Raw genomic sequence first — 26,679 nt, forward strand, 5'->3', positions numbered from 1 at the left:
AGCAGTCCCCTTGACCTCCCGTGCACAGCCTCACCCGGCGGCCAGGGTCACCCGGCAACCTGGGTCACGCAACGACAGTGGTCATTCGAGGTGGGTGCGGCGGAAGACGGCGGGCGGCTGACCGACGACCTTGCGGAAGAGGCGGGAGAAGTGCGCCGGATCAGGCAGCCCCCACCGCGCGCCGATCGCGGCGACCGGCACGTGCCTCTGCAGGGGATCGGCGAGGTCGACCCGGCAGCGGTCGATGCGCCGTCGGCGGATCTCCCCGGCCACACTCTCCCCACCGGCGAACAGCTGGTGGAGGGCGCGCACGGACATAAAGTGCGCGGCTGCGATCGTCGCCGGTGACAGCGTCGGATCGCCGAGGTGGTCGTCGATGTGGGCGATGACCTGAGTCCACAGCCGCTGTCGCTCATCGGGCACCTCGGCGCCGTCGCTGAGCTCATCGGCCATGACCGTCGTGAGCAGGTCGACGATATTGCCGGCGAACCTGATCCCCACCGAGCGGGTCAGGGTCGGCAGCATCGTGCCGGCGCGGACGATGACATCGGAGACGACGGCGCCGAGGTCGTGGCCGGCGCCGATCGCCGTCGCCGTGAGCTGGGCGACGCTGTCCTGCGGCAGGGTGACCCGCGACTGCGGGAACATCATGACGTACGACGTCGAGTCGGTGTCGAAGCTGAGCGTGTACGGCCGGGACGTGTCGTAGAGGGCGAGAGTGCCCGGCGCCAAAGGCACTTCGCGGCCGTCCTGGACGAGGAGACCGTGCCCGCTGACCTGGAGGGAGACCTTGTAGTAGTCCTCTCCCCCGCCGGCGATGAGCCGCGGGGTGCGCAGCACCGCGTGGGGGTTGGCGCAGATGTGGGACATGACGACGGCGTCGTAGTCTCGGGCGCTGATCGAGCCGGCGAAGGCTCCGCGGCGCTGCGGGTCGGTCTCGAGCGGCACGAACGAGTCGGAGACGAGGCTGCGCCAATCGTCGAAGTCCGCGGCCGTGCTCTCCATCAGCGTCATCGCTCTCACCTGCCTGCCTGTGCCGTTTCCTTGGATTCGCGCGTTCCGGTTGCGAGATGCCGGGTTCCGACATGCCTGGTGTCGAGCCGCGCGATGAGGTAGCTCAGCTGGGTCCGGAATCCCTCGAAGTCGAAGCTCTCCCCGCCGAGGATCGACGTCGTCTGCGCCCCGTAGAGGTAGGTGAGGAGGATGTCGGTCTCGACGTCGATGCTGACTTCAGCGGAGATCTCCCCCGCAGCGGCCGCCTCGGCGAGCCACCCGCGGATCCACTCCCGCCAGCGGGCCATCGTCGCCCGCACCTCGCGGGCCCGGACCGGATCCTGGGCCACCTCGGCGAGGAAGGAGAGGACGACGCGGGCCTCGTCGCGGAGCTCGGGGGTGAGGGGAACGACCTCGGCGGCGAACGCGTGCAGCGCGGTCAGCCCGCTCCGGCCCGCCGTGGCGATGACGACGCGGCGATTCGTCGCCTCGTAGACGTCGACATAGGTCGCGGCGAGGAGGTCGGCCTTCGACCCGAAGTAGGACTTGACGACGCCGTTGGCGAACCCCGCCTCGGCGGCGATGTCGCGCATCGTCGCCCCCGGCAGGCCCTGGCGCGCGATGATCCGCATCGTCGCGTCGACGATGTCGCGGCGACGCTGGGCGTAGTCGACGATCTTCGGCACCGGTGCTCCATCCCCATTGACTTTATTTCCTACGAGTGTAGATTATAACGTGATCCGGCTCACGCCAACCCCTGATCGCCAACCCCCAGATTCCTGGAACCCTCAGACCGCAGAGGTGGACGATGACTCCCCAGACCCCCTACTCCCTGGCCACGGATGACGAGATGACGACGGTCGTCGACACGCTCCGCGACGCCGATCTCTTCCCCGCCGCGGCGCGGATCGCCTACCTCGGGCTCCTCGATCCCGTCCGCGGCACCGCGCGCGACGCCAGCACCGTCGATCGCCGGTTCCGCGTCCTCGTCAGCGACAAGGAAGCCGGCACCGCCCGTGACATCGTCGTGTCCGCGACCCACCGCAGCGTCGAATCCGTCACCGAGGTCGACTCCGCCGTCGCCGGCGAGTTCCCCGTCATGGAAGAGGAGTTCGAGATCGTCGAACAGGTGCTCAGCGAGGATCCCGCGTGGCAGGAGGCGATCGCCCGGCGCGGTCTCGCCCTCGACGAGGTCCGGGTCGCTCCCCTGTCGGCCGGTGTCTTCGAATACCCCGACGAGGCGGGACGGCGGATCCTCCGCGGGCTCGCGTTCCACCAGCAGCACGCCTCCGACAGCGCGTGGGCGCACCCCATCGACGGCCTCGTCGCCTACGTCGATGTGACGAACCGCAGCGTCGACCAGGTCCTCGACCTCGAGGACGTGCCGATCCCGGCCGAGCACGGCAACTACACCGACCCCGAGCTCACCGGTCCGCTGCGCACGACACAGAAGCCGATCTCGATCACCCAGCCCGAGGGACCGAGCTTCACCGTCACCGACGGCAACCACATCGACTGGGAGAAGTGGTCCTTCGACGTCGGCTTCGACATGCGCGAGGGTCTCGTCCTCCACAACATCGCGTTCACCGACGGGGATGAGACCCGGCGGATCCTCGACCGGGCCGCGATCGCGGAGATGGTCGTCCCCTACGGCGATCCCTCCCCGGTGCGGTCGTGGCAGAACTACTTCGACACCGGCGAATACCTCGTCGGCCAGTGGGCGAACTCGCTCGAACTCGGGTGCGACTGCCTCGGCGACATCACCTACCTCTCCCCGTGGGTCGTCAACAACCTCGGCGAGCCGCGGCAGATCCGCAACGGCATCTGCATGCACGAGGAGGATGCCGGGGTGCTCGCGAAGCATTCGGACCTGTGGTCGGGGGTCGCCTACACGCGGCGCAACCGGCGCTTCGTCGTCTCGTTCTTCACCACCGTCGGCAACTACGACTACGGGTTCTACTGGTACCTCTACCTCGACGGGACGATCGAGTTCGAGGCGAAGGCGACGGGCGTGGTCTTCACCTCGGCGCTGCCGAACGGCTCGACGGACTTCGCCTCGGAGATCGCACCGGGGCTCGGCGCCCCGTTCCACCAGCATCTCTTCGGCGCCCGCCTCGACTTCGCCCTCGACGGCGGCGGCTGCCGGGTCGAGGAGGAGGACGTCGTCCGGCTGCCGGTCTCGGATGAGAACCCGCGCGGCAACGCCTTCACCCGCAAGCGCACCCTGCTCGCCACGGAGCTCGCGGCCCAGCGCGACGCCGACCAGTCGGTGGCCCGGACGTGGGTGGTGTCGAACCCGGAGTCGATCAACCGCCTCGGCGAGCCCGTCGCCTACAAACTCCATCCGGCCGGTCTGCCGACGCTGCTCGCCGCCGAGGAGTCCTCGGTCCACAAGCGGGCGACGTTCGCGTCGAAGGCGCTGTGGGTGAGCCAGTACGACGTCGACGAGCGGTACCCGACCGGCGATTTCCCCAACCAGCACGCCGGTCATGCCGGCCTGCCGACATGGACGCAGGCCGACCGCAGCGTCGACGGTGAGGACATCGTCGTGTGGCACACGTTCGGGCTCACGCACTTTCCACGCGTCGAGGACTGGCCGATCATGCCCGTCGATACCGTCGGCTTCAAGCTGCGCCCCGAGGGCTTCTTCGACCGCTCCCCCGTCCTCGACGTGCCGGCCCCCGACTCCGGCGGCCACTGCTGCGCGGAGTGAGGGGCGGGCGGGTCACACGATCAGAGAGAGACCCCGAAGACGACTGGAACCAGCGTATACATGACGATCATGATCAACCCGAGTGAGATGACGTTCAACCACAGTCCCGCACGCATCATCTGCTTGATGGAGACTTCACCCGTGCCGAACGCCACGGCGTTGGAGGGCGTCGCGACTGGAAGCATGTAGGCGGAGCAGACAGCGAGGGTCACCGCAATCGTCATGAATAGCGGATCGAGGCCGACCCCCACCGCGACGGCACCGAAGATCGGCAGGAACGCCGCTGCGGTAGCGGTGTTCGATGTCAGCTCGGTCAAGCCGAGACCTACGACAATGACTGCGACGATGATCAGCCATGGGGGCAGGCCCGTCAGACCGGCAACCTGCTCTCCCACCCATCCTGAGAAACCCGTGGCAGTGAACATCGCCGACAGGGACAGGCCTCCGCCGAAGAGCAGCAGCAGGCCCCAGGGGACCTCCTTCGCGTCCGACCATCGCAACAGCGCCCGCCCGTCGCTGCCGTTCGTGCCGCCCCCAGCGGGCACGATGAAACAGGCGATCGCCGCAGCCATTGCAACCTGCGCGTCATCGATTGACCCGAGAAAGGCGGCGTTGGCGGCCAGCCACGGAATCTGCGCGAGAAACGGAACAGCGACCCAGAAGAAGATCGCCACCAAGAAGATCACCGACACTCGGCGCTCCGCGGTGGTCATTCGCCCGAGTTTCGCGAGTTCCTCGCGGATCACACCCTCACCTCCTGGGAGCTTGTCGACCTCTGGACGGAACACCAATTTGGTGAGAACCGCCCATGCAATGAACAGCATGACGATCGCCCACGGGATCCCGATGAGCATCCAGGTGCCGAACCCCATGTCGAAGTCATAGGCCTCACTGAGATAGCCCTTCATGAGCGCCATCGGGGGCTGGCCGATCAGCGTTGCCGTCGATCCGATCGTCACTCCGTAGGCAACACCGAGAAGCATCGACGCGGCGAACTTCGGACCGACTGCCTGCCTGTTCACTCTCCGCACGAGATCGATGATCGAGACGGCGATGGGAACCATGATGACTGCGGTGGCGGTGTTCGAGACCCACGCAGAAACGAACGCAGAAGCAATCATGAGTCCGAGGACTATCTGCGATGGCTTGGTGCCCACCAGGCGAATGGTCACGAGCGCGACACGCAGGTGCAACCGAGACTTCTCAGCAGCCAGACCGAGTATGACGCCACCCAGGACCAGGAAGATCACCGGATCGGCGTAAGGGGCCGCCACGGCTTTCATCTCTCCCATTCCGAACAGGGGAAACAGCACCAGCGGGAGAAGCGAAGTCACTGGGATGGGCGCAGCCTCGGTCATCCACCACAGCGCCATCCACAGCCCGCACCCGGCCACAGCCCGGCCCTCGAACGAGAGGGAGTCAGGCAGGATTGCGGCGAGGACGAGACCAGCCAGCGGTCCAAGTGTGACGAGCCACCAGTTGCGCCTCCGTCCGCCGTCCAGCGTGTCTTCGGGGTTCGTCTCGTGGCTTCCCGTCCGATGCGTCGTTGCGTCAGTCATGTCATCTCCCAGCTCGGTCCCCGCGCAGAATCACAGCGAGGATTCCCAGTGATCTCAATCACTGTAGAGTTGACGATCAAGATACAGAAGTACAGGTTTTTCCTCTTTTCATATGATGACGATATGAATCGAGGTCCGAGAGGCCGTTCGGCAATGATCACGCCGGGCTTGATTTCTCGCGTGCGTCAACCGTGATTGGAACCCCTATGGAACTGAGACACCTGCGCTATTTCCTTGCAGTGGCAGAGGAGAAGCATTTCGGGCGCGCTGCAGATCGACTGCACATGGCCCAGCCTCCGCTCTCCAACCAAATCAAACAGCTCGAAGCCGAACTCGGCACCACACTGTTCGAGCGAACGACGCGCAGAGTCGAGGTCACCGAGGCGGGGCTGCTCCTCATGGATCGAGCCCGGCAGCTGCTCTCCGACGTCGAAGCCGCAGAGTTCGACGTTGCGGAAGTGGGCCGCGGTGCCGCCGGTGTTCTCCGGGTCGGGTTCTCGGGAACGGCAACATACAGGCTCATGCCTGAGGTCGTCAGACGCGCGCAGACCGAGCTCCCCAATGTGCGTCTTCAGATCTCCGGTGAGATGCTCACACCCCAGATGGAGAACGCCCTGCTTGAGAACCGCATCGATATCGCTGTACTGCGGCCGCCAGTGCAATCGGGCGAACTCATACTCGACGAGTTCGAACAGACTCCGATCGTGGCGATTCTCCCGATGAACCATCCCGCGATCTGCCGTTCTCCTCAAGGGCATCCGGTGAGCGTGGCAGAGTTGGCCGACACCGGCCTTGTCAGCTATCCCCGCTCTTCCACGGTGGCGTCTGCAGTCTGGGAGCTCTACCGACAACTGGGGTTCCGCCCTCGCATCGTCCAGACCGCAACGGAGACCTCCACTCTCATTGCAATGGTCAGCGCCGGCTTGGGGGTCGCACTGATCCCGGATCCCTCAGGACTGCCATTGCGGACATCGATCGCTGTCCGACCGCTGGCTGAGCAGCTCACCATCGGCCTCGCCGTTGCCCGACGCGCTCACGGCGACCACGGAAGCCACGCCATCACGCCGCTCCAGTCGGCGTTTGCCAACCTGACCAGAGCTGCCTCCGCGCACCTGCGCGACAACGCCTGACAACGCGAGAAGACCACTGCTTCCCCAGGATCGATTGCGTCGGCAATCCCGCCCGGTCGCTGAGGAGACACGCTGGCTCCACCGGACGAGCACCGCTTCAGCCAGTGCTTCAACACCGCTCTGCGGTTCGGTCCGAAAGGTGCCGCAGCGGGACTCTCAGAGTGGCTGGGCCCGAGGCTCGTACCGGCGCGCACTCCACGGTGCTCACCGCCAGCTCGACCTCGGAATCCTGGCGCCCACGTCGCTGCGGGTCACGGTCGGTGGTGTTCGGCTGTGGGGCTGCTTCGTCATCATCGACCCCTCGGCCTCAGCCGCCGCTATTTGAGGAGGCGGTCCATGCGTCGGTCGCTCAGTCGCTTCCCACCGGTCTGGCACCCGGGGCAGTACTGGAGCGACCGGTCGGCGAAGGAGACCTCGGCGATCGTCGTCCCGCACACCGGACACGTCTGACCGGTCCTCCCGTGCACGCGCAGCAGCTTCTTCTTCGCGGCCTTGATCTTCGCCGGAGGCAGTCCCGAGAGCGCATCCCGTGCCGCGGTGAGCACCGAGGTCATCGCCGCGAACACGGCGTCGGCATCGACCTTGTTCGCCGTCGCGAACGGGGAGATCTTCGCGGTGTGGAGGATCTCGTCGGAGAAGGCGTTGCCGATGCCCGCGACGACGCTCTGATCGTCGAGCACCGTCTTGATCCGCGAGGTCGTCCCGGCGAGCGCGACGGCGAACTGCTCCGCGGTGACCTCCAGGGCGTCGGGACCGGCATCGGCGAGCGCGGTGAGGTCGCCGAGGTCGCGGACGAGGGACACGGACGCGTTCTTCTTCGTCCCCGCCTCGGTGAGGTCGAACCCTGAACCAGAAGCGAACGTGACCCGCATCCCCAGCGGCCCCTTCCCCATCCGCACCGGCGTCGACGGAATGACATCGTGCCAGACCAGCCAGCCGGCGCGGGCGAATCGGCACACCAGGGACAGCCCGTCGAAGTCGATGACGAGCGCTTTGCCGACGCGCCTCACCCCGGTGATCTCGAGCCCGATGACGGCCTCGAGCGGCGGGTCGGCGGTGTGCAGCAGCGAGAGCTCGGCGATGTCGACCTGCGCGATGAACTCACCGACGAGACGCGGGGTGAGGAAGTCGACGAGCGCTGAGACCTCGGGCAGTTCCGGCATGAGTCCAGTATGCGCCCGCCTCACTCCCGCACAAGGGACAGCCGCCGGAGGATGACGACGATGCCGAGACCCGCGCAGACGGCACTGACACCGAACGGCCCGACCGGACCGAACCGCTGCAGGGCGAGCCCGGCGAGGACCGGTCCGACCGCCGCACCGAGGTTGAGCGCGACCGTCGCGAACGACCCGCCGAGTGTGGGGGCACCGGCGGCAGTGGCGACGATGCGCGCAATGAGGGTGCTGCCGATCGCGAACGAGAGGAATCCGACCAGCGGGGTGAGCACCCAGAGCATGACCGCGCCGAGGCGGCCGTCCGTCCCCGCACCCGTGACCGTGAGGGCGAGCCCGATCCAGGTGAGCACGAGGAGAGGTCCGAGCGCCCCGAGGAGCCGCCTCCACTGCGCATCGGCGAAGCGACCGGCGACGCTGACGCCGCCGAAGGCACCGATGCCGAACACCGCGAGGAGCACGGGCACGGCGGCACCGGTGAGACCGTGCGCGACCTCGGTGACCGCCGCGAGATAGGTGAACGCCCCGAACGTCGCGGCGTTGACGAGCACCGCGACAGCGATGACGACGAGGAGGTCCGGGGAGCGCAGCGACGCGAACTCGGCGCGCAGCGGAATCCGGTCGGCCGCGTGCGCGGTCCCTCCCGGGGCAGCCGCGAGCACGCCGAGGAGCGCGGGCACGCAGAGGGCGGCGATCACCCACAGCGCCGACCGCCAGCCGAAGCCGGAAGCGAGGAACGCCCCCGCCGGCACCCCGGCGATGAGCGCGAGCGTCGTCCCGGCGAGGACGACCCCGATCGCCCGACCCTGTCGTCCGGGGGCGACGAGTCGGGGGATGAGCGCGAGCGTGACCGCCACGAACCCCGCATTGGCGACAGCGGCGAGACTGCGGGTGGCGACGAGGACGGGGAACGAGTCGGTGAGCGCACCGCCGACATGCGCGAGGACGAAGACGACGAGGAAGCCCGCCAGTGCCGACCGCGGCGAGAACCGTCGGCTCGCCGCCGCCATCACCGGGGCGCCGACGACCATGCCCACGGCGAATGCGGTGGTCAGCAGCCCCGCCTCGGCGAGGGAGACGTCGAGATCACGGGAGATGTCGGTGAGCAGACCGACGAGGACGAACTCAGAGGTGCCCTGCGCGAACACGGCGAGGGCAAGGAGATAGAGCAGCACAGGCATGAAGCAGCCTTTCGGACGCAGCAGTAGAGGGATGAACCGTCTGGCACTGCCGGTGCCGGGATGAGGATCTCCGGGCTATCGGCGTGCCGACAGCCCGGTCCTGGATGCTTCTGGTGTGCTCACGCGTCCAAGGCTAACGGGGGCGTGGGGGAACAGCAACGCCCCGGGGCGGATCACGCCCCGAGGCGGGTCCCGGGTGTGGTGCGGGTCAGCCCTGGGAGCCGGCGGCACTGCCGCCTGAGCCGCTGCTGCCTGAACCGGATCCGGAGCCGCCGCTGCCGGAACCGCCCGACCCGCTCGACCCGCTGCCGCTCGAGCCGGATCCGCTGCTCGAGCCGCTGCCACCGGAATCCGAGCCGCTGCCGCTGCTGCCCGAACCGGAGGTTCCCGAGTCGCTGCTCGTGCTGCTGCCCGAGCCGTCCGAGGTCGACGAGGAGTCCGAGCTCGAGCTGCTCGACCCGGAGGTGTCCGAGGACGTGCCGCTCGTGTCGCTGCTCGAGTTCGTGCCCTGCTCCGTGCCGGTCTGATCGCTGTTCGACGAGGACGTCGAGCTCTGGTCGCTCTCCCCCGACGTCGACGAGCTGCTGTCGCTGCTGGTGCTTCTGCCGCTCTCCCCGCTCGAGTTCCCGGAGTTCGAGCCGCCGTCGCTGCCGCCGTCGCTCGATGACGATCCGGACTCGTCGCCGCTGCCGGAGTCGCCGGTCACCGATCGCGAGATCTGCGAGGTGCCCGGAGAGATGTCGGCCTGCGTGAGGTTCTCGGCGATGACGACGCCGCCGAGGCCGATGCCGAACGCGGCGACGCCGATGGCCACCGGGTAGAGGACGCGCTTGCGCTTGAGCTTCTGCAGCCACGACTTCGGCTCGTCGTCGGCATCTGTGCCCGCGGCCGCCTCGGCGTTCGCCTCAGTCTCGTCGAGGTTGCCGAACGCCGAATCGGTGCGCGACGGATCGCCGTCGACGGCACCGTAGACCGCCGTGGCCTCCGGGCCTGCACCGTCGGGGCCTGCACTGCCGGGTGCTGTGCTGTCGTGTACTGTGCTGCCGGGAACCGTGCCGTACACGGCGTTCTGGTCGCTGCCGGGGGCGTCAGGGTTCGTGCTGCCGGGGGCACCGGCACCGGGGCCGACGAGCGGGAGGGTCGCGCCCTTCTTCACGGCAGGAGCGAGCTTCGACCCGACCTCCTTGACGGCTTCCTTGCCCTTCTCGATGCTCTTGCTGTAGATGCTGACGGCGAGCGCGGTGACGATGCTCGCGATGCCCGCCCCGATGACGGTTCCGGCCACACCGAGCTGACCGCCGACGATCGACGACGTCGCGGCCGCACCGGCACCGGCGAGCAGCTGGGTCGCGGAGATCCCGTTGCCGCCCTTCTCCTTCTTCTCGTCCGTGCCCTCATCACCGTCCGCGGTGTCGAGGGTCGTCGTCTCCGCGGCGACCGCGGGTGCGACTGATGTCGGCTGAGTGACAGATGTCGGATGCACTGACGTCGGCTGCGCGGCCGTCTGCTGGGCGTGGACCGGCTCGGTGTGCGCCGGCCGGCTCTCGGTGACGGGACCGTCGCGACGAATCGGGTTGGGTGGCAGGACCGGCTGATGGGCAGCCGTCATCTCCTCCGTGACCATCGGCAGGGCCTGGGACGGCCGGCTCTCCTGCGGAGTCGACCCCGTTGCGGGATCGTTCGGGTCATGCGGATCTCTGTTCTGCGGCGCCAACGTACCTCCAAGACTGTGTGACTCTCCCCAGTATTCTCTGCCGAGGTCCGGAGACGCTGACCGGGGTCCCCCGAACCTGAGAACCGTCTGGACGCCGACGCCTGGCCCGTCCCCCATGACCTGGACCGATGCGCGGTCGTGTGACGGGCGGAACAGGCGACTGACATGGTTTGTCCAGGAACCTTGTCACCCGTCAGGCGAAACCGATCCCGCCGAGGCGGTCCCCCGGCACCATGGCATCGCCCTCGCCGAGGCGGAGGAGATCGAAGCGGCGCCAGTGCGGGCCGTCGGTGAGGGCGAGCGCGAACCGCGGCCGAGCGGACTCGCCGGGCCGAGCAGACTCTCCGGCCTCTGCCGTCACGGTGGGGTCGGGGATCATCGTCAGCGGCGGCATTGCCGCCTCGTCGGTGACGACCATGAGGTTGACGGCGAAGGTCGGGCCCGTGAGGTCGGTGAGCGCGACGGCATCGGACCCGGAGAAGCGCAGCGGAGATCCGGGGCCGGCCCGGTGCGGGGTACCGGCGATGTCGAGGACCACCTCGGCGTCGGTGGGCAGGAACGTCCGGTCGAGCCCGGGCAGGGACGAGAACGGACCGGTCCGCTCGAGGCGGGCGATGCTCAGCCGCCACGGACGCCGGTCGGGAATGAGCGCCGTGGAGGCGTCGAGAGCGACGAGCTCGGTCGTCTCGCCCGCGCCGTTGGCCCAGGGAACAGGGACGATGTCGGCGAACGACGCGATGATCTCCATGGCATCCATCGTAGGTGCGCCCGCCGTCGTCGGTCGCTATCACGGGCGAGGGGCTAGCCTGGGAACACACGGACCTCCGGCAAGGAAGCAGCGATGACCGTTCCGCCCCGCCCTGACTCGTCTGACAAGTCAGCAGATTCATCTGACACGTCAGGCCCGCCGCACCTCGATCCCGGTGATGGCCTCACCGAGGAGGTCGTCACGCTCAGCGACGGCCGCCGCATCCGCACCGTCACCGCAGGTGACGCGACTGGTCCGTGCGTCGTCTTCGAGGCGGGCATGGGTGCCTCGGCCGCCGCGTGGACGCACATCCAACGAGACGTCGCCACCCGCGCCCACACCGTGTCCTACGACCGCGCGAACATCGGCGGCAGCGCTGACGACCGGAGTCCGCGCAGTCTCGAGCGGATCGTCGACGACCTTGCCGAGGTGGTCGACCAGGTCGCCGGGAACGAGCCGGTCGTCCTCGTCGGCCACAGCTGGGGCGGACCGATCGTCAGACTCTTCGCGCACCTCAACCCCGAGCGGATCGCCGGGATGGTGCTCGTCGATGCGACCGCCTCGGCGATCCTCTCCCCCACGGTCGCGGCCCTCAACGCCGGTTCGATGCGGCTCGGGTCGCTGCTCATCCGGACCGGCCAGGGCGATCGCTTCACCCGAACACTTCTGCCCGACGGGGCATCACCGCTGATCGCCGAGGCGGACCTCGCCCTGTTCTGGCGCGACTCGCTCACCCAGCGGGCGATGCGCATGGCGCTGCGCGAGGAACGGCATGTCACCTCGTCGATCGCGCTCATGCGGATGCTCGAACGCAAGGGCGGACCGGACGTGCCCGGCGTCGTCCTCCAAGGCGGTCGGCAGCGGGGACCGCTCGAGCGGCGGATGCGCACGCGTCAGAACGCGGCCGCGGCGACGATCGTCGACGCGATGCCGCAGGGCAGGCTCGTCGTCCTCGACGACGCCGGGCATCTCATCACCCATGAGCGTCCCGATGCCGTCATCGACGCCGTCGACGACGTGCTGAGTCTCAGTTGACGCAGAGTCTCAGCCGAGGCTGAGTCTCAGGTGACGCAGCGTTTCAATTGACGCCGCGTTTCAATTGACACACAGGCAGAACGGGTGACCGGCCGGGTCGAGGAAGACGCGGAACGTCTCCCCCGGCTGGACGGCTGCCTTCCCGGCGCCGAGCCCGATGACCTCAGCCTCGGCGGCATCGAGGTCATCGACCATGACGTCGATGTGCATCTGCTGCGGGTGCTCCTGGCTGGGCCAGCTCGGGGCGTGGTAGTCCTCGACCTGCTGGAAGCAGATGGGCGGCCAGGAATCGGACGTGATCTCGGCCCATGTGCCGTCGTCGTCGACGCGGACCTGCCAGTCGAGGAGTTCGCCGTAGAACTGGGCGAGCTCACCAGCATCCGGAGCATCGAGAACGACCACGGGCTGCTTTGCGATAGCCATGGTCCCGAGTCTACGCCGCAGGGCGGACACGACCCAGGGAATCACCGCCTGGATAGAATTGTTGAGCAATAACAGCGCAGCTTCCAGAGCCACGGCGCATGAGAGGACTTCGATGAGCACGCACACCCTGCCGGTCGCGGACGGTCCCGCGGTCTACGTCATCCACGACAATCCCGAGTGGATCCCGCCGTTCGCTGACGCCTTCGCCGACCTCGGCGTCGAGCTCGTCGAGTGGCTGCTGCCCGGTGCCGCGATCGACCTCGCCGCCGCCCCGCCCGAGGGCGTCTTCTGGTCCCGACTCTCGGCATCGTCGCACACCCGCACGGACCCCCACGTCAAGGAGTACGGACGCGCGGTCCTCGCGTGGCTCGAGGCCGCGGGCCGCACCGTCGTCAACGGCTCGCAGGTCCTCGAGCTCGAGGTCAGCAAGATCCGCCAGCACCGCGTGCTCGCCGCGCACGGAATCGACGTGCCGGCCACCTCGGCGGCCTTCGGATCAGCGGCGATCGCCGAGGTGGCCGCCGGGTTCGCGACCCCGTTCATCACGAAGCACAACCAGGGCGGCAAGGGACTGGGCGTGCGCCGCTTCGACTCGCACGCCGAGCTCGAGGCCGCCGTGGCCGACTTCGCCCCCGGAGGGTCCACCGAGCCGATCGACGGCATCACCCTCGTCCAGGAGTACCTGCAGCCGACCGCGCCGTTCATCACGCGCGCCGAGTTCATCGGCGGCCGCTTCCACTACGCGGTCGCCGTCGACGTCTCCGCCGGTTCCTTCGAACTCTGCCCCGCCGATGCCTGCGCCGTTCCCGGGACGGCCGGCAGCCTCGGCGACAGTCAGTTCACCCGGCGCGACGAGATCACCGCGGACACCCCGCTCATCGGTCGGCTCGAGGCGCTGCTCACCGAACTCGGCATCGACTTCGCCGGGGTCGAATTCATCGACACCGCCGACGGTCGCCAGGTCGTCTACGACATCAACACGAACACGAACTACAACGCCGAGGTCGAGGCCGGCGAGCGTGCGGCCGGCCGTCAGCCTGCCGCCGTCCGGCTGGCCGAGGTGCTCGGCGCGAAGCTCGAGGCCGCCCATCATGACGCAGCTGTGGCGGCACCGGTCGGCTGATAGTCTCGAACCACCACAGGGGAGCGCCGCGACCGGCGCTGAGAGTGCGCACGCAGACCCTTAGAACCTGATCCGGGTGACACCGGCGGAGGAAGATGGAGGCTCATCATGATCACAGTCGCGACCGGCGGAGCCGTGCCCGAGCTGCGGGCGAGCGCCGAGGCGGAGTGGACCGCGGCGACCCATCACCGGTTCGTCTCCGAGCTCTTCGCGGGCACCGTCGACGACGCGGTGATGGCGAAGTACCTCGTCCAGGACTACCAGTTCTTCGATGACTTCCTCTCGATGCTCGGCGCCAGCGTCGCCCACGCCGACACCATCACCGCGAAGCTCCGGTTCGCCCAGCAGCTCGGGTTCCTCGCCGCCGATGAGGATTCGTACTTCCTCCGCGCCTTCGCCGAGGTGGGGGTGGAGCCCGCGGACTACACCGATCCCCAGCTCACCGAGGTGACCGCGGGGTTCCGCGACGTCATGCGCGAGGCGGTCGCCGCGGCGTCGTACCCCGACGTCCTCGTCGTCCTCGTCATCGCCGAATGGCTCTACCTCGAGTGGGGCGAGCAGGATCGGGCCATGCCGAGCCGCGACCTCCACACCGGGTGGATCGACCTCCACCGCGGGGAGGCCTTCACCGGCTGGGTGCAGTTCCTCGTCGACGAACTCGAACGGGTGTACCCGCGCGGGGACGATGCGGCATCGGCTGCCGCCCGGCAGCGCCTGGCCGATCTGTGGCAGCGGGCCGTCGGGCTCGAACGCGCGTTCTTCGACGAGGCGTACCGGTGACCGCGCTGCCGGGCCAGGCTGCTTCTCGTACCGGCTAGGGCTACTTCTCGTAGACTTCGGCGGCAGCGGAGAAGAGGAGCGAGATGCCCACGGCTCCGGCGTCGGGTGTGCCGGCTCCGCGGCCGTCGACGTAGCTCGCCCGACCCCGCCTCGCCTGCATGTCGGCCGTCGCCTGTGCCGCCTCGGCGGCGGTCTGCGCCGCTGAGGCGAATCCCTTCCCGAACGCCGAGGCGGTGGGATGGAGGACGTCGACGACGGTCCGATCCCCGGTCTCAGCGCCGCCGACGCGCTGGATCGCCGCGCATCCGGCCGCCGTCGCCCGCTTCCAGAGGTCAGACGCGGTCTCGCGGTGGGTGTCGGCGTCGAGTTCGGCGTAACCGGCGCTGAGCTCGTGGAAGAGCAGGCCGAGGAGCGGTCCGCTCGTGCCGCCGACGCCGCCGAGGAACGCCGCTTCGGCTGCGGCGAATCCCGCGGCCTCGGAGGAGTCGACGAGTCGAGTGGCGTGGCGCAGTCCACCGCGGAGGTTGTCCCCGAAGTCCCCGTCACCGCCCACCTGATCGAGTTCCGTCAGATGGGCGTGCTGCTCCTCGACGAGTTCGGCGAACCGGCGGAGCACCGCGGTCTCGAGATCCGTGTCCCCACCGGCTGCCGTCCGCTGCCGCAGAGAGTCGGCGGTCGACGTCGGCTCCTGCGCACTCCGCGTCGCCGCTGCCGTCGGCACCGCCTCGGCGTGCGCGGACTCACCGCCGCGGGTGGGGAACGCCGCGGTGCGGGAGGCGGCGTTCCACCAGTCGAGCCAGGACGGCTGCAGGCGGGTGACGGTGAGGGAGAACCCGGTCATGTCGAGCGCGGTGACATAGCTGCCGACAAGGGACGCGGCGATCGACTCGCCTGCGGTCTCGAGGGCGGCACCGAGGGCGTCGTGGACATTGAAGAGTTCGATCTGGGTCGTCGCGCCGAGTCCGTTGACGAGGACGAGGAGCTCGTCGTCGGCCGGGGTGCCGGGAACCGCGGCGAGGAGCTCACGGCACATCCGGTCGATGAGAGCCTCGAAGCCGTCGTGCGGAATCGAGGTCGCTGCGCGCTCACCGTGGATGCCGACGCCGTATTCGAGGGTGCCCTCGGGAAGGTCGAACGCGGGCCGACCGGTGTGGGCATCGGTCTGGGCGCGAGCGGCCACGGCGAGGCTCCGGGACCGGGCGACCACCTCGGCGCCGAGGTCGGCAAGCTCGTCGAGACCCCACCCGGCGTCGGCGGCAGCGCCGAGGATCTTCTCGACGATGACGGTCGCCCCGGTGCCGCGGCGGCCGGTCTCGGTGTCGTCGCTGTCGGTGGCGATGTCGTCGTCGACGAGCACGGTCGCCACGGGGATGCCGGCGGCGCGGAGACGTTCGGCGGCGATGCCGAAGTTGATGACGTCGCCCGTGTAGTTCTTGACGATGTGGAGGACGCCGTCGGGGCCGGCCACCGCCTGCGACGCCGCGAAGATCTGCGCGTTGTGCGGTGAGGCGAAGACCTCACCGGGGACGGCGGCGTCGAGCATGCCCGGGCCGACGAAGCCGACGTGCATCGGTTCGTGACCGGAGCCGCCGCCGGAGACGAGGCCGACGGTCCGCGTCGGGGACTGCGCTGTCGAACTCACGAACAGGGGATCCTCGGTGAGCGCGACGAGATCGCTGTGGGCCCGGGCGAACCCGCGCAGCGCTGAGGGGATCGGGGTGGACGAGACGAAGAACGCGTTCATGACGGCCAGCCTAACGTCCGGTGATGCCGGGCACCACGTGGCACTATTGACCGATGAACGATTCCCCTGCCGAGTCCGGACGCATTCCGTTCGGGCTGTTCTGCCCCGAGATCATCGAGACCGTCCCGCCGCGGTTCTTCCCCACCACCGTGTGGGGGTACTTCGAAACGGAGAACGCGGACGGGGAGACCGGGTGGATCGAGCGCACCTCCGACGGGGCGTCGTACGCGACGATCCTCTCGCAGATCTCGGGCTTCCTCGTCGAAACCGAAGCCGCGAACGCGTGGGTCGATGACGAGGTGCCGATCGATGATGACAGCGCGGAGGATGGAGAAGCGCAGGACAGGACGTTGTCCCAGCTCAGCGGCGATGTCCTCGTCGAAGAGGCCTCGGCGGCACTGTCCCAGCTCACGGTCTTCCCGCTGCCGCCCGGGCATGAGGCCACCGGCCGCTACGTCGCCCTCATCTGCGATGACGACCCGTTCGAATCCGGCAACGTCGAACTCCTCACCGAGGATGTCAGCAGCGAGCTCGTCGAGGGGCTGCTCCGTGTGGCTCAGGCGCGGTTCGCCGAGACGCTCTCGTTCAGTCCCTTCGACGACGATGACGAGGAATCGGACGAAGACGAGGGCAGCGCCGGCCCGTCTGTGACGACCCCGGATGCCCCCGACGACTCCCTCCCGGGCGTGACGACGTTCGGTGAGCTCTTCGCCGGCTGGGTGTTCCTGCCTCTGCCGGATGACGTCGACGTCAGCGCCGTCTGGTCGCTCATCCTCACCACCGGCTCGGATGGCGGAATCCAGCGATACACCCGGCGCACGCCGCTGCTCGATGAGAACGTGCTCGCGGGTGCCCTGGCGCGGATGGTGTTCGAAGTCGAGGCGGGCCTCCTCGACAGTTTCGACGATGACGACGACCCCGCGCGGCTGACGCGGGAGACGCTGCCCGAACTGAGCTCCCTCGTCCCCGACGACTCACCGACGCGTCCGCTCGATCCGCGGATCGCCACGCTCGCGACGCGGGCCCTGCCCGCCGGTGAGACCCCGATCGTCGCGAGTCTCCTCCTCTTCGGCACCGATCGACTCGGGTCGAGCACCGTCCTCTGCGACTGGGTGACGACACCGGATGCGGTCGCCATCGGTGATGTCGAGTACGACGGCTTCGAAGAGCTCGGCCTCGCCCGCTCCGCATTGCGCGACCTCCTCCAGAACGGCCTCGGCGAGTTCTGAGGCACAAGCGACGTTCTGGCGCATGAGAGACTGAACCCATGAGCACTGAGCTGGATGTCGCTGTCGTCGGATCGGGTCCCAACGGTTTGGCCGCCGCCGTGACGATGGCCAGGGCAGGGCTGTCCGTCGAGGTCTTCGAGGCCCAGCCGACGATCGGCGGCGGAGCGCGCACCCTCGACCTCGGGCTCGCCCCGGGCATCACGAACGACATCTGCTCGGCCGTCCACCCGCTCGCGATCGCCAGCCCCTTCTTCGTCGACTTCGACCTGCGCGCCCGCGGCCTGGAGTTCACCACCCCGGAGATCTCCTACGCCCAACCGCTCGACGGTCAGCCCGCCGCGCTGGCTTTCCACGATCTCGCGACGACGGTCGACCACCTCGGCGAGGCCGGCCCGGAATGGGACCGGTTCTTCCGTCCCCTCCTCGACCGCGTCGACGACACGATCTGGCTCTCCCTCGGCGACAAGCGCTCGATTCCCCCGACCCTGCGCGACGTCGACGGGATCGCGAACATCGTGAAGTTCGGGATGCGGCTGCTCTCGCAGGCGAGCCCCGCGTGGAACATTCCGCTCTCCCACGAGACCACGCAGGCGCTCTTCACCGGTGTCGGCTCCCACGCGATCGGCCCCCTGCCGGGCATGGGCACCGCGGCGACGGCGACGATGCTCGCGACGATCGCCCACGCCGGCGGCTGGCCGTCTCCGATCGGCGGGTCGCAGGCGATCACCGACGAACTCGTCGCCGACCTCGAAGCCCACGGCGGCAGGGTCACCGCCGACGCCCGGATCAGCCACGTCTCCGATATGCCCGCGGCCCGCGCCTACATCCTCGACACCTCGGCGCTGAATGCCGCCCAGATCTTCTCCGGCCTCCTGCCCGCCCACGTCGACCGCGCCCTGCGGGCCTTCAAACACGGCAACGCCGCGGCGAAGGTCGACTTCGTGCTCAATGGTCCCGTCCCCTGGGCCGATCCGAACGTCGCCCGCGCCGGCACCGTCCACCTCGGCGGCACACGGGCGCAGATGGCCGAGGCCGAGGGCGACGTCGTCGCCGGCCGCATGCCCGCCCACCCCGTCTGCCTCGTCTCCGACCCGACGGTCTTCGACCCCTCCCGCGAGGTGAACGGTCTGCGGCCGCTGTGGACGTACTGCCACGTCCCCTTCGACTGCCCGATCGACCCCGCCGACTACATCATCAGGCAGCTCGAGCGCTTCGCCCCCGGATTCCGCGACACGATCGTCGACTACCGGTCGGTGCCCGCCTCGGAGATGGCCGGACACAACCAGAACTACCAGGGCGGGGACATCGCCACCGGCATCATCACCTTCTACCGCATGCTCGCCCGCCCGCGGACGAACTGGGACAACTACAGCCTCGGCGTGCCCGGCGCCTACCTCTGCTCCGCGGCGACCCCACCGGCCCCCGGCGTCCACGGCATGAACGGCTGGTTCGCCGCCCAGCGCGCGCTCAAGCACCGCTTCGGCATCGACGAGACCCCGAGCCTCGCCCCGGAGACCGTGAGCCGGTAACCGCACCACCAACGACTCAGACTCTGCCCCTCCCCGCACGTTAGGCACCGCATGAGCCATCCGCCACAGCCTCACCATCATCCGCACCAGCAGGCCCACCTGCAACCGCACCCTCAGGCCGCTCCCCCACCCACCGCGGCACCGCCTCGGCGCGCATTCGCTCCCGACCTCGCCCGCGGCTTCATGCTCTGCCTCATCGGGATCGCCAACGTCTCGGCGTACCTGTGGGGCACATCGAGCGCCGACTCGCTGACCGGCCATCCGCCGAGCGACTCCGCCCTCGACATCGTGCTGTCCGTGCTCACGATCCTCTTCGTCGACGGCAGCATCTACCCGATGTTCGCGTTCCTCTTCGGCTACGGCATCGTCCAGTTCGCCCGCAACCGCACGGCCGCCGGCGACAGCCCCCAGTCGATCACGCGGATGCTCCTGCGCCGCCACCTCTGGCTCGTCATCTTCGGCTTCGTCCACGCCGCGCTCCTCTTCGGCGGCGACATCCTCGGTGCATACGGCCTGTGCGGTCTCGCCCTCGGCTACCTCATCGTCAACGCGCGCGACCGCATCCTCACCATCACCGTGTGGGTGCTCACCGGCGTCCTCGTCCTCTTCGTCTTCGTCCAGATCGGGTTCGTCGCACTGGCGCTGGCCTTGGGCGGCGGGACCGGCACCGAGGTGGCCGCCGAGTCCGATGGGGAGGACGTCGTCGCCGCGAATGCGATCCTCGGCAGCCTGCTCACCCAGGGTGCGGACGAACCGAACTACCTGCTGGCCGCCGGCATCCGTCTCCTCGTCTGGGTGATGGCGACCGTGCTCAGCATGCTCGCGCTCACCGTGCCGATCACCATCATCCTCGGCGGACTCGCCGCCCGGCACTGGTGGATCGAACCGCGACCGACGGACTCGGGGACGGCACCCAACGCCGAGGCGGTCCGCCGTCTCCGTCTCGGCCTCGTCGCCGCGATCGGCATTCCCGTCGGTGTCCTCGGGGCGCTGCCGCGGGCTCTCGCGTACCTCGGCTGGGTGCCGGAGGACGCGGCGTTCGTCCAGCTCTTCGGCGGACTCGGCTCCCTCACCGGCGCCTTCGCCGGCATCGGGTACGCGGCCCTGTTCGGCCTCATCGGACTGCGCGTCCAGAACCGTCCGCCGAGGCTTCTGCTGCCCGTGGCCTACCTCGGGAAGCGCTCGCTGAGCTTCTACCTCCTCCAGTCGGTGATCTTCGCCCCACTGCTCACCGCATGGGGCTTCGGCCTCGGCGGAGCGTGGAACACGACCCCGGCGTTCCTCCTCGCCATCGGCGTCTGGCTCGTCTCGCTCGGCCTCGCGACGTGGTTGGAGAGGAAGAACGCCAAAGGCCCCGCCGAGGTGGTGCTCCGCCGGCTCACCTACGGACGGTGAGACCGGGGTGAGCCACCCACGCGTACGCATCGTCGTCGAACGACCAATCGACGACCTCGGTGATGCCGCTGATCGCGTCGGTGAGCCAGTACGTCGTGTCCGGGTTCCATCCGGCAATGAGACTCGCCGTGTTGCAGTCGGTGTTGCCGCGGAAGGGCGCATCACCTCGTCCATCCACGATGCTGTCGTCGCTCACATCGATGACGACACCGGCGGTGCGCAGGTACCCGGCCAGGCTGACATGGACGCCGTCGAACTGCTCAGCCACACGTGACCAGTCGGGGATGACCCAGCGACCCTTGCGTCCGGTGGCTTCGAACCACACCTCTCGCCGCTGCGCGGTGACATCGAGCGGAAACTTCCGGCAGAGCGCAGCCCACTGCTCCGGACCGCTGACGGTGAACACGCGGGAGGTGTCCCGCAGACGCACCCGTCGCGCTCTCGCTCGTTCGAGTCCGAAATCGTCCTCGACCAGGCCAAGGCCGATGGGCTCTCCGCTCGGCCACGTTCCGGTCGTCGACCAGAGCTCAACCGCAGGGGTCGACCACCACTCCCTCGCGCCGATGCCAAAGGGCCTGAGACGGTAGGCGCGGCGAGACGACTCCTCTTCGGCCATCACTCCTGCACGCCACTGAGCCAGACTCGTCGCCGCCTCACCGGTCGGCAGCGACGGCTCCTCACCGCCGAGAGGACCGAGGAGAGCGGTCGGATCCGCACCGAGCACCCGCCTCGTCGCGTCACGGTTGGGCGGGTCGTCCCACGTCAGCTCCCACTGGTCGTCGACATCGGGACCACGCGACCATGTCTCGAGGAGTCCACTGTGGACAACGGCTTCGGCCCACGGACGCAGAGCATCGACCATCTCCGGATCCTCGGCAAGGACCGCATCGGAATGCGGCGGCTGCCAGTACATCGCTCCACCGATGACCGCGGCCATTGCGTGTTCGAGGTCGGCCTGAGTCGGTGCGACCGGATCGAGGCTTCGCAATGCTTGAGCGACCTCGGCCGGCTGCACGTTGCGGCGACGGATCTCACCCTCATCGCCGCCGTAGACGACCGAGTCGATCCCTCGCTGCCTGTCAAGCACGCAGACGGCACGGTGCATCGCTTCGCTGAAAACAGCGAGCGGAACCGTCTGGTCCGAGTCTGGGCTCTCGCCACTGGTGACGAGGTTGAGCACGAGTGACCGTCCCCGCGGGGACGCGAGCAGGTCATCGACCCTCAGCGGCCCGCCGAGGTGGAATGAGGCGGGCGATTGGGCACCCGAAGCGTGGTGGTCGTCAGGCATGGTCTCACCTTAGACGGCCTGGACCTGCGCACGACCGGAGCGAGAAGAACCGTGATCGAATCGCGCCTCGGCAGGCTCACCGGGTGCACGGCGTCCCTGCGGGGACGCCCTCGTCGGGTTCGCTCTCCGACCCGACACCAGCCTCGGGGTCGGCCGATTCCAGCACGATGGGCACGGGGTCGGGCACCGCCGCCTCGGCGATCGTCCCCGCGACCGCGCGCGGCCCGGCACCTGCCCGCAGCCCGGCGCCTGCCCGCAGACCGGCCCCGAGGACGCCGATGATGACGAGTGCCGCCCCGCAGAGCTCGCCGACGGTCACGGTCTCCCCGAAGACGAACCACGCCGCGCTCATGCCGACGATGGGCACGAGCATCGAGAACGGGGCGACGACGCCGGCGGGGTTGCGCGAGAGCAGCCACGACCACACGCCCGACCCGATGACCGTGGCGATGACGACGGTGTAGACGAGCCCCGCGATGCCGAGCAGGCCGGTCGGCGTCGCCAGTGTCGTCAGCGAGGCCCCGATCCGGTCGGGGCCTTCGACGAGCAGGGCGAGGAGGAGCATGGGCACGGGCGGGACGACCGACATCCACATCGTGAATTTCACGGGTTCGACCGAATGCGCCTGCCGGTTGCAGATGTTGCCGATCGCCCAGCCGAAGGCGCCGGCGAGCGTGAGGAGGAACGGCAGGAAGCTCGCGCTCGAGTCGAGCCGCTGCCACCCGACGACACCGAGCCCGGCCATGGCGAGCAGGAGGAACGCCATCTGCGAGCCGCGCACCCGCTCCCGCAGAACCGTCATCCCGAGGAGGACGGTGAACGGCCCCGAGGCCTGAAGGACGAGGGAGGCGAGTCCGGCGGGCATGCCGGCGGCCATCGCCCAGTAGAGGAACGCGAACTGGAGGATGCCGAAGCCGAGCCCGTAGCCGAGGATCCACCGGAACCGCACCCGCGGCATGGGGACGAAGAGGAGTGCGGGGATCGCGAGGAGGGAGAAGCGCAGCGCGACGAGGAAGAACGGCGGGAACTGGTCGAGGGAGAGGTCGATCGCGAGGAAGTTCAGTCCCCACATCACGGCCACCGAGGCGGCGAGGAGGCAGTGTCTGGCAGTCATGACTCCATTCTTGAGCGGCCCACTCATTAGCACAATCGCAAAGATCTGAAGTGTCCTTGTAGCATTGCTTCATGGTCATCGATCCGCGGCACCTCGAGCTCCTCCGCCTCCTCGATGAGCGCGGCAGCGTCACCGAGGTCGCGCGCGTCACGCACCGCACCCCCTCGGCGGTCTCCCAGCAGCTGAGGCAGGCGACTCGGGAACTCGGGCACGCCCTCGTCGAACCGGCCGGACGCGGACTCGCCCTCACCCCGGCGGGGCGGCTGCTCGCCGCGGGCGGTCGCGACCTCGCCCGCACGCTCGCGCGCGTGCAGGCGGACTGGGAGGGCCACCTCGGCGAGCCCATCGGAGAGATCACCCTCGCCGGCCTCCCGAGCGCACTCACCTACCTCCTGCCCGACGCCCTGCGCGAACTGCACCGGACGCATCCGGGACTGCGGCTGCGGACCTCGGACGTCGACCTCGCCGAACACGAGTTCGCGGCCCTGACCAGCGATGTCGACATCGTCATCGCCCACAGCCTCGTCTCCGACCGACCGGCAGGCACGGACGGCCTCACCGTCGTGCCGCTGGCGCGGGAGCCGATCGACGTCGCGATGGCCACGGCCCACCCGCTCGCCGCGAGAACCGAGCTCACCCCGGACGATGTCGTCGACTGGCCGTGGGTCGGGGTGCCGCACGGGTACCCGTTCAACTCGGTGCTGCTCTCCCTCGCCCACGTCACCGGCCGCGACCTCGACGTCGTCCAGCGCATCCGCGACAACCGGCTCATCGAGGCGATCGTCGCCTCGAGCGATCAGCTCGCCCTCCTCCCCCGGTTCACGACACCGCGGGACGCCGGGCTCACCCTCGTCCCGCTGTCGGGAGTGACGACGATGCGCTGGGTCGTCGCCGTCATGCGCCCGGACACCGCCGAACGCGTCGCGGTCAGGCGCGTGCTCGAGGCGCTGACGCGAAGCGACGAGGGACGAGCTTCTCCAACGGCAGGAACGCCGCCCAGCAGATGACGGTCGGGAGGAAGTGGATCCCGAGCGCGAAGTACGTCATGAGGTGGAAGAGGCAGAAGAAGGCGACGATGAAGTAAATCGCCTTGCCCTTTACGAACAGCGCGATCGGCGAGAGGAACTCGAAGACGAGCGTCGCCCACTGGGCGGCGATGAGGAGGCCGGGCATCTCGAGGAACGGCTTCGACCATTCCGCCCCGCGGCGCATGAGCGCCCAGATGATGACCGCGCCGTTGGCCCAGTCGGTGATGTCGCCGGAGGCGATCCACTTCATGAGCACCGAGTAGAAGTACGTGAGGACGACGGAGATCTGGACGACGCGCAGCGCCCAGCCCGCCTTCGCCGAGGTGGCCCCCACGTCCCGGAAGCGGGCGACGCCGACCGTGGGGAGGACGACGGCGGCGATGACGAGCGCCATGTGGTCGTGCGCGACGTACCCGTAGCCCTGCGTGTAGAACATCCACGCCCCGAAGGTGATCGCGACGATGATCCCGCTCGTGCGCTGGAGGATCCCGATCGCGGCGAGCACGCAGAAGGTGATGATGAGGGCGAGCAGGATCTGCGCGCCAAGCACGCTCACCGGTGGGATGCCGAGCACCCGGGCCAGCCACAGCGGCTGGTAGAGCTCGGGCGTCCACCCGTGCGGGATGACGTCACCGGAGATCGTGAGGACGTCGATGATGATGAAGACGTAGATGATGAAACGGAACACCGCGACCCGCGCCAGCGGCACCTGCGGCATGAACCAGCGGAGGAAGGCATTGCGGTGGTCGGGCAGGGTCGGCGACAGAGTCCCGGCGGTCGGCGGAGTCGTGGTCGAGGAGGCCATGGTCACTGCACCTCCCACGTCGCGAGGGTCCGGGTCACAGGATCGCCGACGCTGCGGCCGTTGTCGAGCTGCGTCGTGTCACGGCAGAGGATCATCTCCTCGGGCTCGGGCTGACCGGGATGGAGCCGGATGTAGGAGTCGGCGAGCGTCTGGAGCAGCTCGGGATTGTCGATGACCCGCTGCAGCTGGGATTCGACGTCACCGCGTTCGATGCCGACGGTGGCCGTGTTGAACGCGAGCCGCGTCGGTTCGTCCTCGCCGGGGAACCGCGCCGCGATGCACGTCGAGTTGACCTCCCCGTTGAGGTCCTTCGCCGTCGCGTACTGGGTGAGGGAGCCGAGCGGGAAGAAGTCGTTCGTGTTGAGGAACTGCCCCGCCGTGAGGATGACGAGGGCGACCGCGGTCACCGCGATCCGCCAGCCCGTCCCGATCCGCGACAGCGGTGCCCTCGCCGAGGCGGTCGCGGGCCCAGGTGCGTCAGCGGGCCCGGGTGCGTCAGCGGGCTCGGGTGCGCTGCCTGGCTCGTTCGCGCTGCCCGGCGGGGTGCTCGTGAGGAGTCGGCGCTTCTTCTCGTCCATGTGCTGCGGGGCTCATCCTCTCGTGCCGCGGTCGGTCGCCCGGTCCGGCACTCCGGGTGCGCGGACGGTCTGCTCAGACGATGCCGGGGCGGACACCTCGGCGATCTCGGAGACAATCGTAGCGTTTCGCACCAGCACCGACGCTCAGCAAGCGGTGCCGTCACGAACCGCGGGCGTAGAGGTTGAGCTGCTCCCACGCCGCGGCGTACTTCTGGAACGCGGCGGTCGCGGACTCGATGTCGTCGTTGCTCAGCGCCGTCACCCACGAGTCGACGAGCTCCGGACCCTCGTTCGGCCACAGCACCTCGCTCATCCCGCCGAGGTCGAGTTCGAGGATCGAGTTCATGTCGAAGCTGTCGATCCACTGCGCGAGCACCCCGGTCTGCTCGACCATGTCGACGACCTTCGACTTCTCCGCGATGGTCTCCGCGGCCCACTCCATGCGCGCCGAGGCGGCGAGGATGTCGGTGCGGATGAGCACCCGCATCCCGGCCTCGGTGTCCTCGGTGATGACCTGGTCCTCCCCGAGGGAGAAGAAGAGCCACCATGCCGGGGGCACATCCCAGGCCGAGACCCGGGTGAAGATGCGGGTGTCCTTCGTGTCCTGGAGCCACTCGGCGCGGTGCCCGGCCGCCCGCCGCCGGGCGGACTTCGGGGCGATGATGTCGAGCGTCGCCTTCGACGTGTGCTCGGTCAGCGACTCGAGCGCCTCCCAGCCGCGGATGTCCTCCTGAGTGGGGCTGAAGCGGTCCACGCCGTCCGGGGTCTGAGACGCCGGGAGGAAGATCGGGGTGTTGCGGAACGACTCGGCCACCGGGTTCGGGGGAAGCGAGATCAGGCGCTGATCCGCGTCCGCCGCCACCTGCGCTTCGATGCGCGCACGGTTGTCCTCGACCTGCCTGTCTTGCAATTCGGAATGAACCACCGTGGGTTCGAAGATCCGCAGGGAGACGAGATATTCGCGACTGTAGGACATGGGTTCAGCCTATCCAAGGTCGCTTCCCGAAATGGAACTTCCCACCGCGAACAGGTAGGATTTAAGCGCATAGCAGAGATCTAGTCTGGGGCGAGCTGCCCCACATGACGACGGAGGGGGTCACGCCAGTGGGTCGCGGCCGCGCAAAGGCAAAGCAGATCAAGGTAGCTCGGAAGCTCAAGTACTACAGCCCCGACACTGATCTCAATCGTCTCCAACAGGAACTTGGCACGGACTCCCATGAGTCCTCCTCAACCGATGCCTACGACGACGAACCCGATTACTCGGAGTACGCGGACAAGTACAACGTCGACGACGAAGACGGCGACGACGAGTACACGGAGCGCCGCTCCTGAGCTGACCCATAACGCATGAGGAGGGGCGGAGACATGAAGTCTCCGCCCCTCCTCATCTGTCTGGAC

At 68.7% G+C, this 26,679-nt stretch carries 24 protein-coding genes and 1 riboswitch; of the genes, 10 read left to right on the forward strand and 14 right to left on the reverse strand.

The genetic code is table 11. The features are described from left to right. Nucleotides 1-81: 81 nt before the first annotated feature. Nucleotides 82-1,014: a helix-turn-helix domain-containing protein gene (locus J9315_RS14475; protein ID WP_198500545.1), complete on the reverse strand. Its 933-nt coding sequence runs from the start codon at nt 1,012-1,014 to the stop codon at nt 82-84. A 5-nt stretch (nt 1,015-1,019) separates the two neighbouring features. Further along, nucleotides 1,020-1,679: a TetR/AcrR family transcriptional regulator gene (locus tag J9315_RS14480; RefSeq protein ID WP_198500544.1), complete on the reverse strand. Its 660-nt coding sequence runs from the start codon at nt 1,677-1,679 to the stop codon at nt 1,020-1,022. A gap of 122 nt (nt 1,680-1,801) precedes the next feature. Between J9315_RS14480 and J9315_RS14485 the strand changes: the two genes are divergently transcribed. Beyond that, nucleotides 1,802-3,706, forward strand: coding sequence for a primary-amine oxidase (locus J9315_RS14485; protein ID WP_198500543.1), 1,905 nt, complete (start codon nt 1,802-1,804; stop codon nt 3,704-3,706). Nucleotides 3,707-3,726: 20 nt separating this feature from the next. Here the strand turns inward: J9315_RS14485 and J9315_RS14490 are convergent, their stop codons facing one another. Beyond that, nucleotides 3,727-5,265, reverse strand: a complete 1,539-nt coding sequence (locus tag J9315_RS14490) for a DASS family sodium-coupled anion symporter (protein ID WP_198500542.1) — start codon at nt 5,263-5,265, stop codon at nt 3,727-3,729. Nucleotides 5,266-5,471: 206 nt separating this feature from the next. Here J9315_RS14490 and J9315_RS14495 point away from each other — a divergent pair, with 206 nt between their 5' ends. Further along, nucleotides 5,472-6,395: a LysR substrate-binding domain-containing protein gene (locus J9315_RS14495; RefSeq protein WP_198500541.1), complete on the forward strand. Its 924-nt coding sequence runs from the start codon at nt 5,472-5,474 to the stop codon at nt 6,393-6,395. 317 nt (nt 6,396-6,712) lie between these two features. On the opposite strand, the gene J9315_RS14500 is transcribed toward J9315_RS14495, so the two are convergent. The 4 genes from J9315_RS14500 to J9315_RS14515 all read right to left on the reverse strand — a co-directional run bounded on the left by J9315_RS14500 (nt 6,713) and on the right by J9315_RS14515 (nt 11,210). Continuing rightward, nucleotides 6,713-7,558, reverse strand: coding sequence for a DNA-formamidopyrimidine glycosylase family protein (locus tag J9315_RS14500; protein WP_211978144.1), 846 nt, complete (start codon nt 7,556-7,558; stop codon nt 6,713-6,715). 20 nt (nt 7,559-7,578) lie between these two features. Continuing rightward, complete coding sequence (locus J9315_RS14505) at nt 7,579-8,748, reverse strand: Cmx/CmrA family chloramphenicol efflux MFS transporter (protein WP_211978145.1); 1,170 nt, start codon at nt 8,746-8,748, stop codon at nt 7,579-7,581. A 208-nt stretch (nt 8,749-8,956) separates the two neighbouring features. Beyond that, nucleotides 8,957-10,357: a hypothetical protein gene (locus J9315_RS14510; protein ID WP_211978146.1), complete on the reverse strand. Its 1,401-nt coding sequence runs from the start codon at nt 10,355-10,357 to the stop codon at nt 8,957-8,959. A 298-nt stretch (nt 10,358-10,655) separates the two neighbouring features. After that, a complete protein-coding gene (locus J9315_RS14515) occupies nt 10,656-11,210 on the reverse strand; it encodes a HutD family protein (RefSeq protein ID WP_211978147.1) in 555 nt (184 codons plus the stop codon). A gap of 93 nt (nt 11,211-11,303) precedes the next feature. Here J9315_RS14515 and J9315_RS14520 point away from each other — a divergent pair, with 93 nt between their 5' ends. Beyond that, on the forward strand, nt 11,304-12,245 hold the full coding sequence (locus J9315_RS14520) for an alpha/beta hydrolase (RefSeq protein WP_211978148.1): 942 nt from the start codon (nt 11,304-11,306) through the stop codon (nt 12,243-12,245). A 60-nt stretch (nt 12,246-12,305) separates the two neighbouring features. On the opposite strand, the gene J9315_RS14525 is transcribed toward J9315_RS14520, so the two are convergent. Further along, nucleotides 12,306-12,668 (reverse strand): VOC family protein, encoded by a 363-nt coding sequence (locus tag J9315_RS14525; protein WP_198500535.1) that lies wholly within the window; start codon nt 12,666-12,668, stop codon nt 12,306-12,308. 112 nt (nt 12,669-12,780) lie between these two features. Between J9315_RS14525 and J9315_RS14530 the strand changes: the two genes are divergently transcribed. Then, the gene (locus J9315_RS14530) at nt 12,781-13,791 is read left to right on the forward strand and encodes an alpha-L-glutamate ligase (protein WP_211978149.1); all 1,011 of its coding nucleotides are present in this window, start codon (nt 12,781-12,783) and stop codon (nt 13,789-13,791) included. Between the two features lie 7 nt (nt 13,792-13,798). After that, nucleotides 13,799-13,903: riboswitch (TPP riboswitch) on the forward strand. Next, nucleotides 13,900-14,571, forward strand: coding sequence for a TenA family protein (locus J9315_RS14535; RefSeq protein WP_198500533.1), 672 nt, complete (start codon nt 13,900-13,902; stop codon nt 14,569-14,571). It overlaps the preceding riboswitch by 4 nt. 40 nt (nt 14,572-14,611) lie before the next feature. On the opposite strand, the gene J9315_RS14540 is transcribed toward J9315_RS14535, so the two are convergent. After that, nucleotides 14,612-16,315, reverse strand: a complete 1,704-nt coding sequence (locus J9315_RS14540; RefSeq protein ID WP_198500532.1) for a dihydroxyacetone kinase subunit DhaK — start codon at nt 16,313-16,315, stop codon at nt 14,612-14,614. A gap of 53 nt (nt 16,316-16,368) precedes the next feature. On the opposite strand from J9315_RS14540, the gene J9315_RS14545 reads away from it, so the two are divergent. Genes J9315_RS14545 through J9315_RS14555 form a run of 3 tightly spaced genes read left to right on the forward strand, consistent with a single transcriptional unit; the run spans nt 16,369 to nt 20,468 of the window. Next, nucleotides 16,369-17,544, forward strand: a complete 1,176-nt coding sequence (locus J9315_RS14545) for a hypothetical protein (RefSeq protein WP_198500531.1) — start codon at nt 16,369-16,371, stop codon at nt 17,542-17,544. 38 nt (nt 17,545-17,582) lie between these two features. Next, nucleotides 17,583-19,073, forward strand: coding sequence for an NAD(P)/FAD-dependent oxidoreductase (locus J9315_RS14550; protein WP_211978150.1), 1,491 nt, complete (start codon nt 17,583-17,585; stop codon nt 19,071-19,073). Between the two features lie 51 nt (nt 19,074-19,124). Beyond that, on the forward strand, nt 19,125-20,468 hold the full coding sequence (locus J9315_RS14555) for a DUF418 domain-containing protein (RefSeq protein ID WP_249120916.1): 1,344 nt from the start codon (nt 19,125-19,127) through the stop codon (nt 20,466-20,468). On the opposite strand, the gene J9315_RS14560 is transcribed toward J9315_RS14555, so the two are convergent. Next, nucleotides 20,452-21,756 carry a hypothetical protein gene (locus J9315_RS14560; RefSeq protein ID WP_211978151.1) on the reverse strand — a complete coding sequence of 435 codons (1,305 nt, stop codon included), beginning with the start codon at nt 21,754-21,756 and terminating at the stop codon, nt 20,452-20,454. The two genes, J9315_RS14555 and J9315_RS14560, sit on opposite strands and share 17 nt — an antisense overlap. A gap of 76 nt (nt 21,757-21,832) precedes the next feature. Then, nucleotides 21,833-22,870 (reverse strand): EamA family transporter, encoded by a 1,038-nt coding sequence (locus J9315_RS14565; RefSeq protein WP_211978152.1) that lies wholly within the window; start codon nt 22,868-22,870, stop codon nt 21,833-21,835. Nucleotides 22,871-22,941: 71 nt separating this feature from the next. Between J9315_RS14565 and J9315_RS14570 the strand changes: the two genes are divergently transcribed. Further along, complete coding sequence (locus tag J9315_RS14570; protein ID WP_249120917.1) at nt 22,942-23,877, forward strand: LysR family transcriptional regulator; 936 nt, start codon at nt 22,942-22,944, stop codon at nt 23,875-23,877. On the opposite strand, the gene J9315_RS14575 is transcribed toward J9315_RS14570, so the two are convergent. From J9315_RS14575 to J9315_RS14585, 3 genes are all read right to left on the reverse strand, one after another. Then, complete coding sequence (locus J9315_RS14575; RefSeq protein ID WP_211978153.1) at nt 23,798-24,703, reverse strand: hypothetical protein; 906 nt, start codon at nt 24,701-24,703, stop codon at nt 23,798-23,800. The genes J9315_RS14570 and J9315_RS14575 overlap by 80 nt on opposite strands. Before the next feature lie 2 nt (nt 24,704-24,705). Further along, a complete protein-coding gene (locus J9315_RS14580) occupies nt 24,706-25,281 on the reverse strand; it encodes a hypothetical protein (RefSeq protein ID WP_211978154.1) in 576 nt (191 codons plus the stop codon). Nucleotides 25,282-25,441: 160 nt separating this feature from the next. Next, the gene (locus J9315_RS14585) at nt 25,442-26,257 is read right to left on the reverse strand and encodes a hypothetical protein (RefSeq protein WP_198500525.1); all 816 of its coding nucleotides are present in this window, start codon (nt 26,255-26,257) and stop codon (nt 25,442-25,444) included. Between the two features lie 128 nt (nt 26,258-26,385). Between J9315_RS14585 and J9315_RS14590 the strand changes: the two genes are divergently transcribed. Beyond that, nucleotides 26,386-26,613, forward strand: a complete 228-nt coding sequence (locus tag J9315_RS14590) for a DUF3073 domain-containing protein (RefSeq protein WP_137825870.1) — start codon at nt 26,386-26,388, stop codon at nt 26,611-26,613. Nucleotides 26,614-26,679: the final 66 nt, after the last annotated feature.

It is taken from the genome of Brevibacterium sp. W7.2 (assembly GCF_018137945.1).
Taxonomy (GTDB): Bacteria; Actinomycetota; Actinomycetes; order Actinomycetales; family Brevibacteriaceae; genus Brevibacterium; species Brevibacterium sanguinis.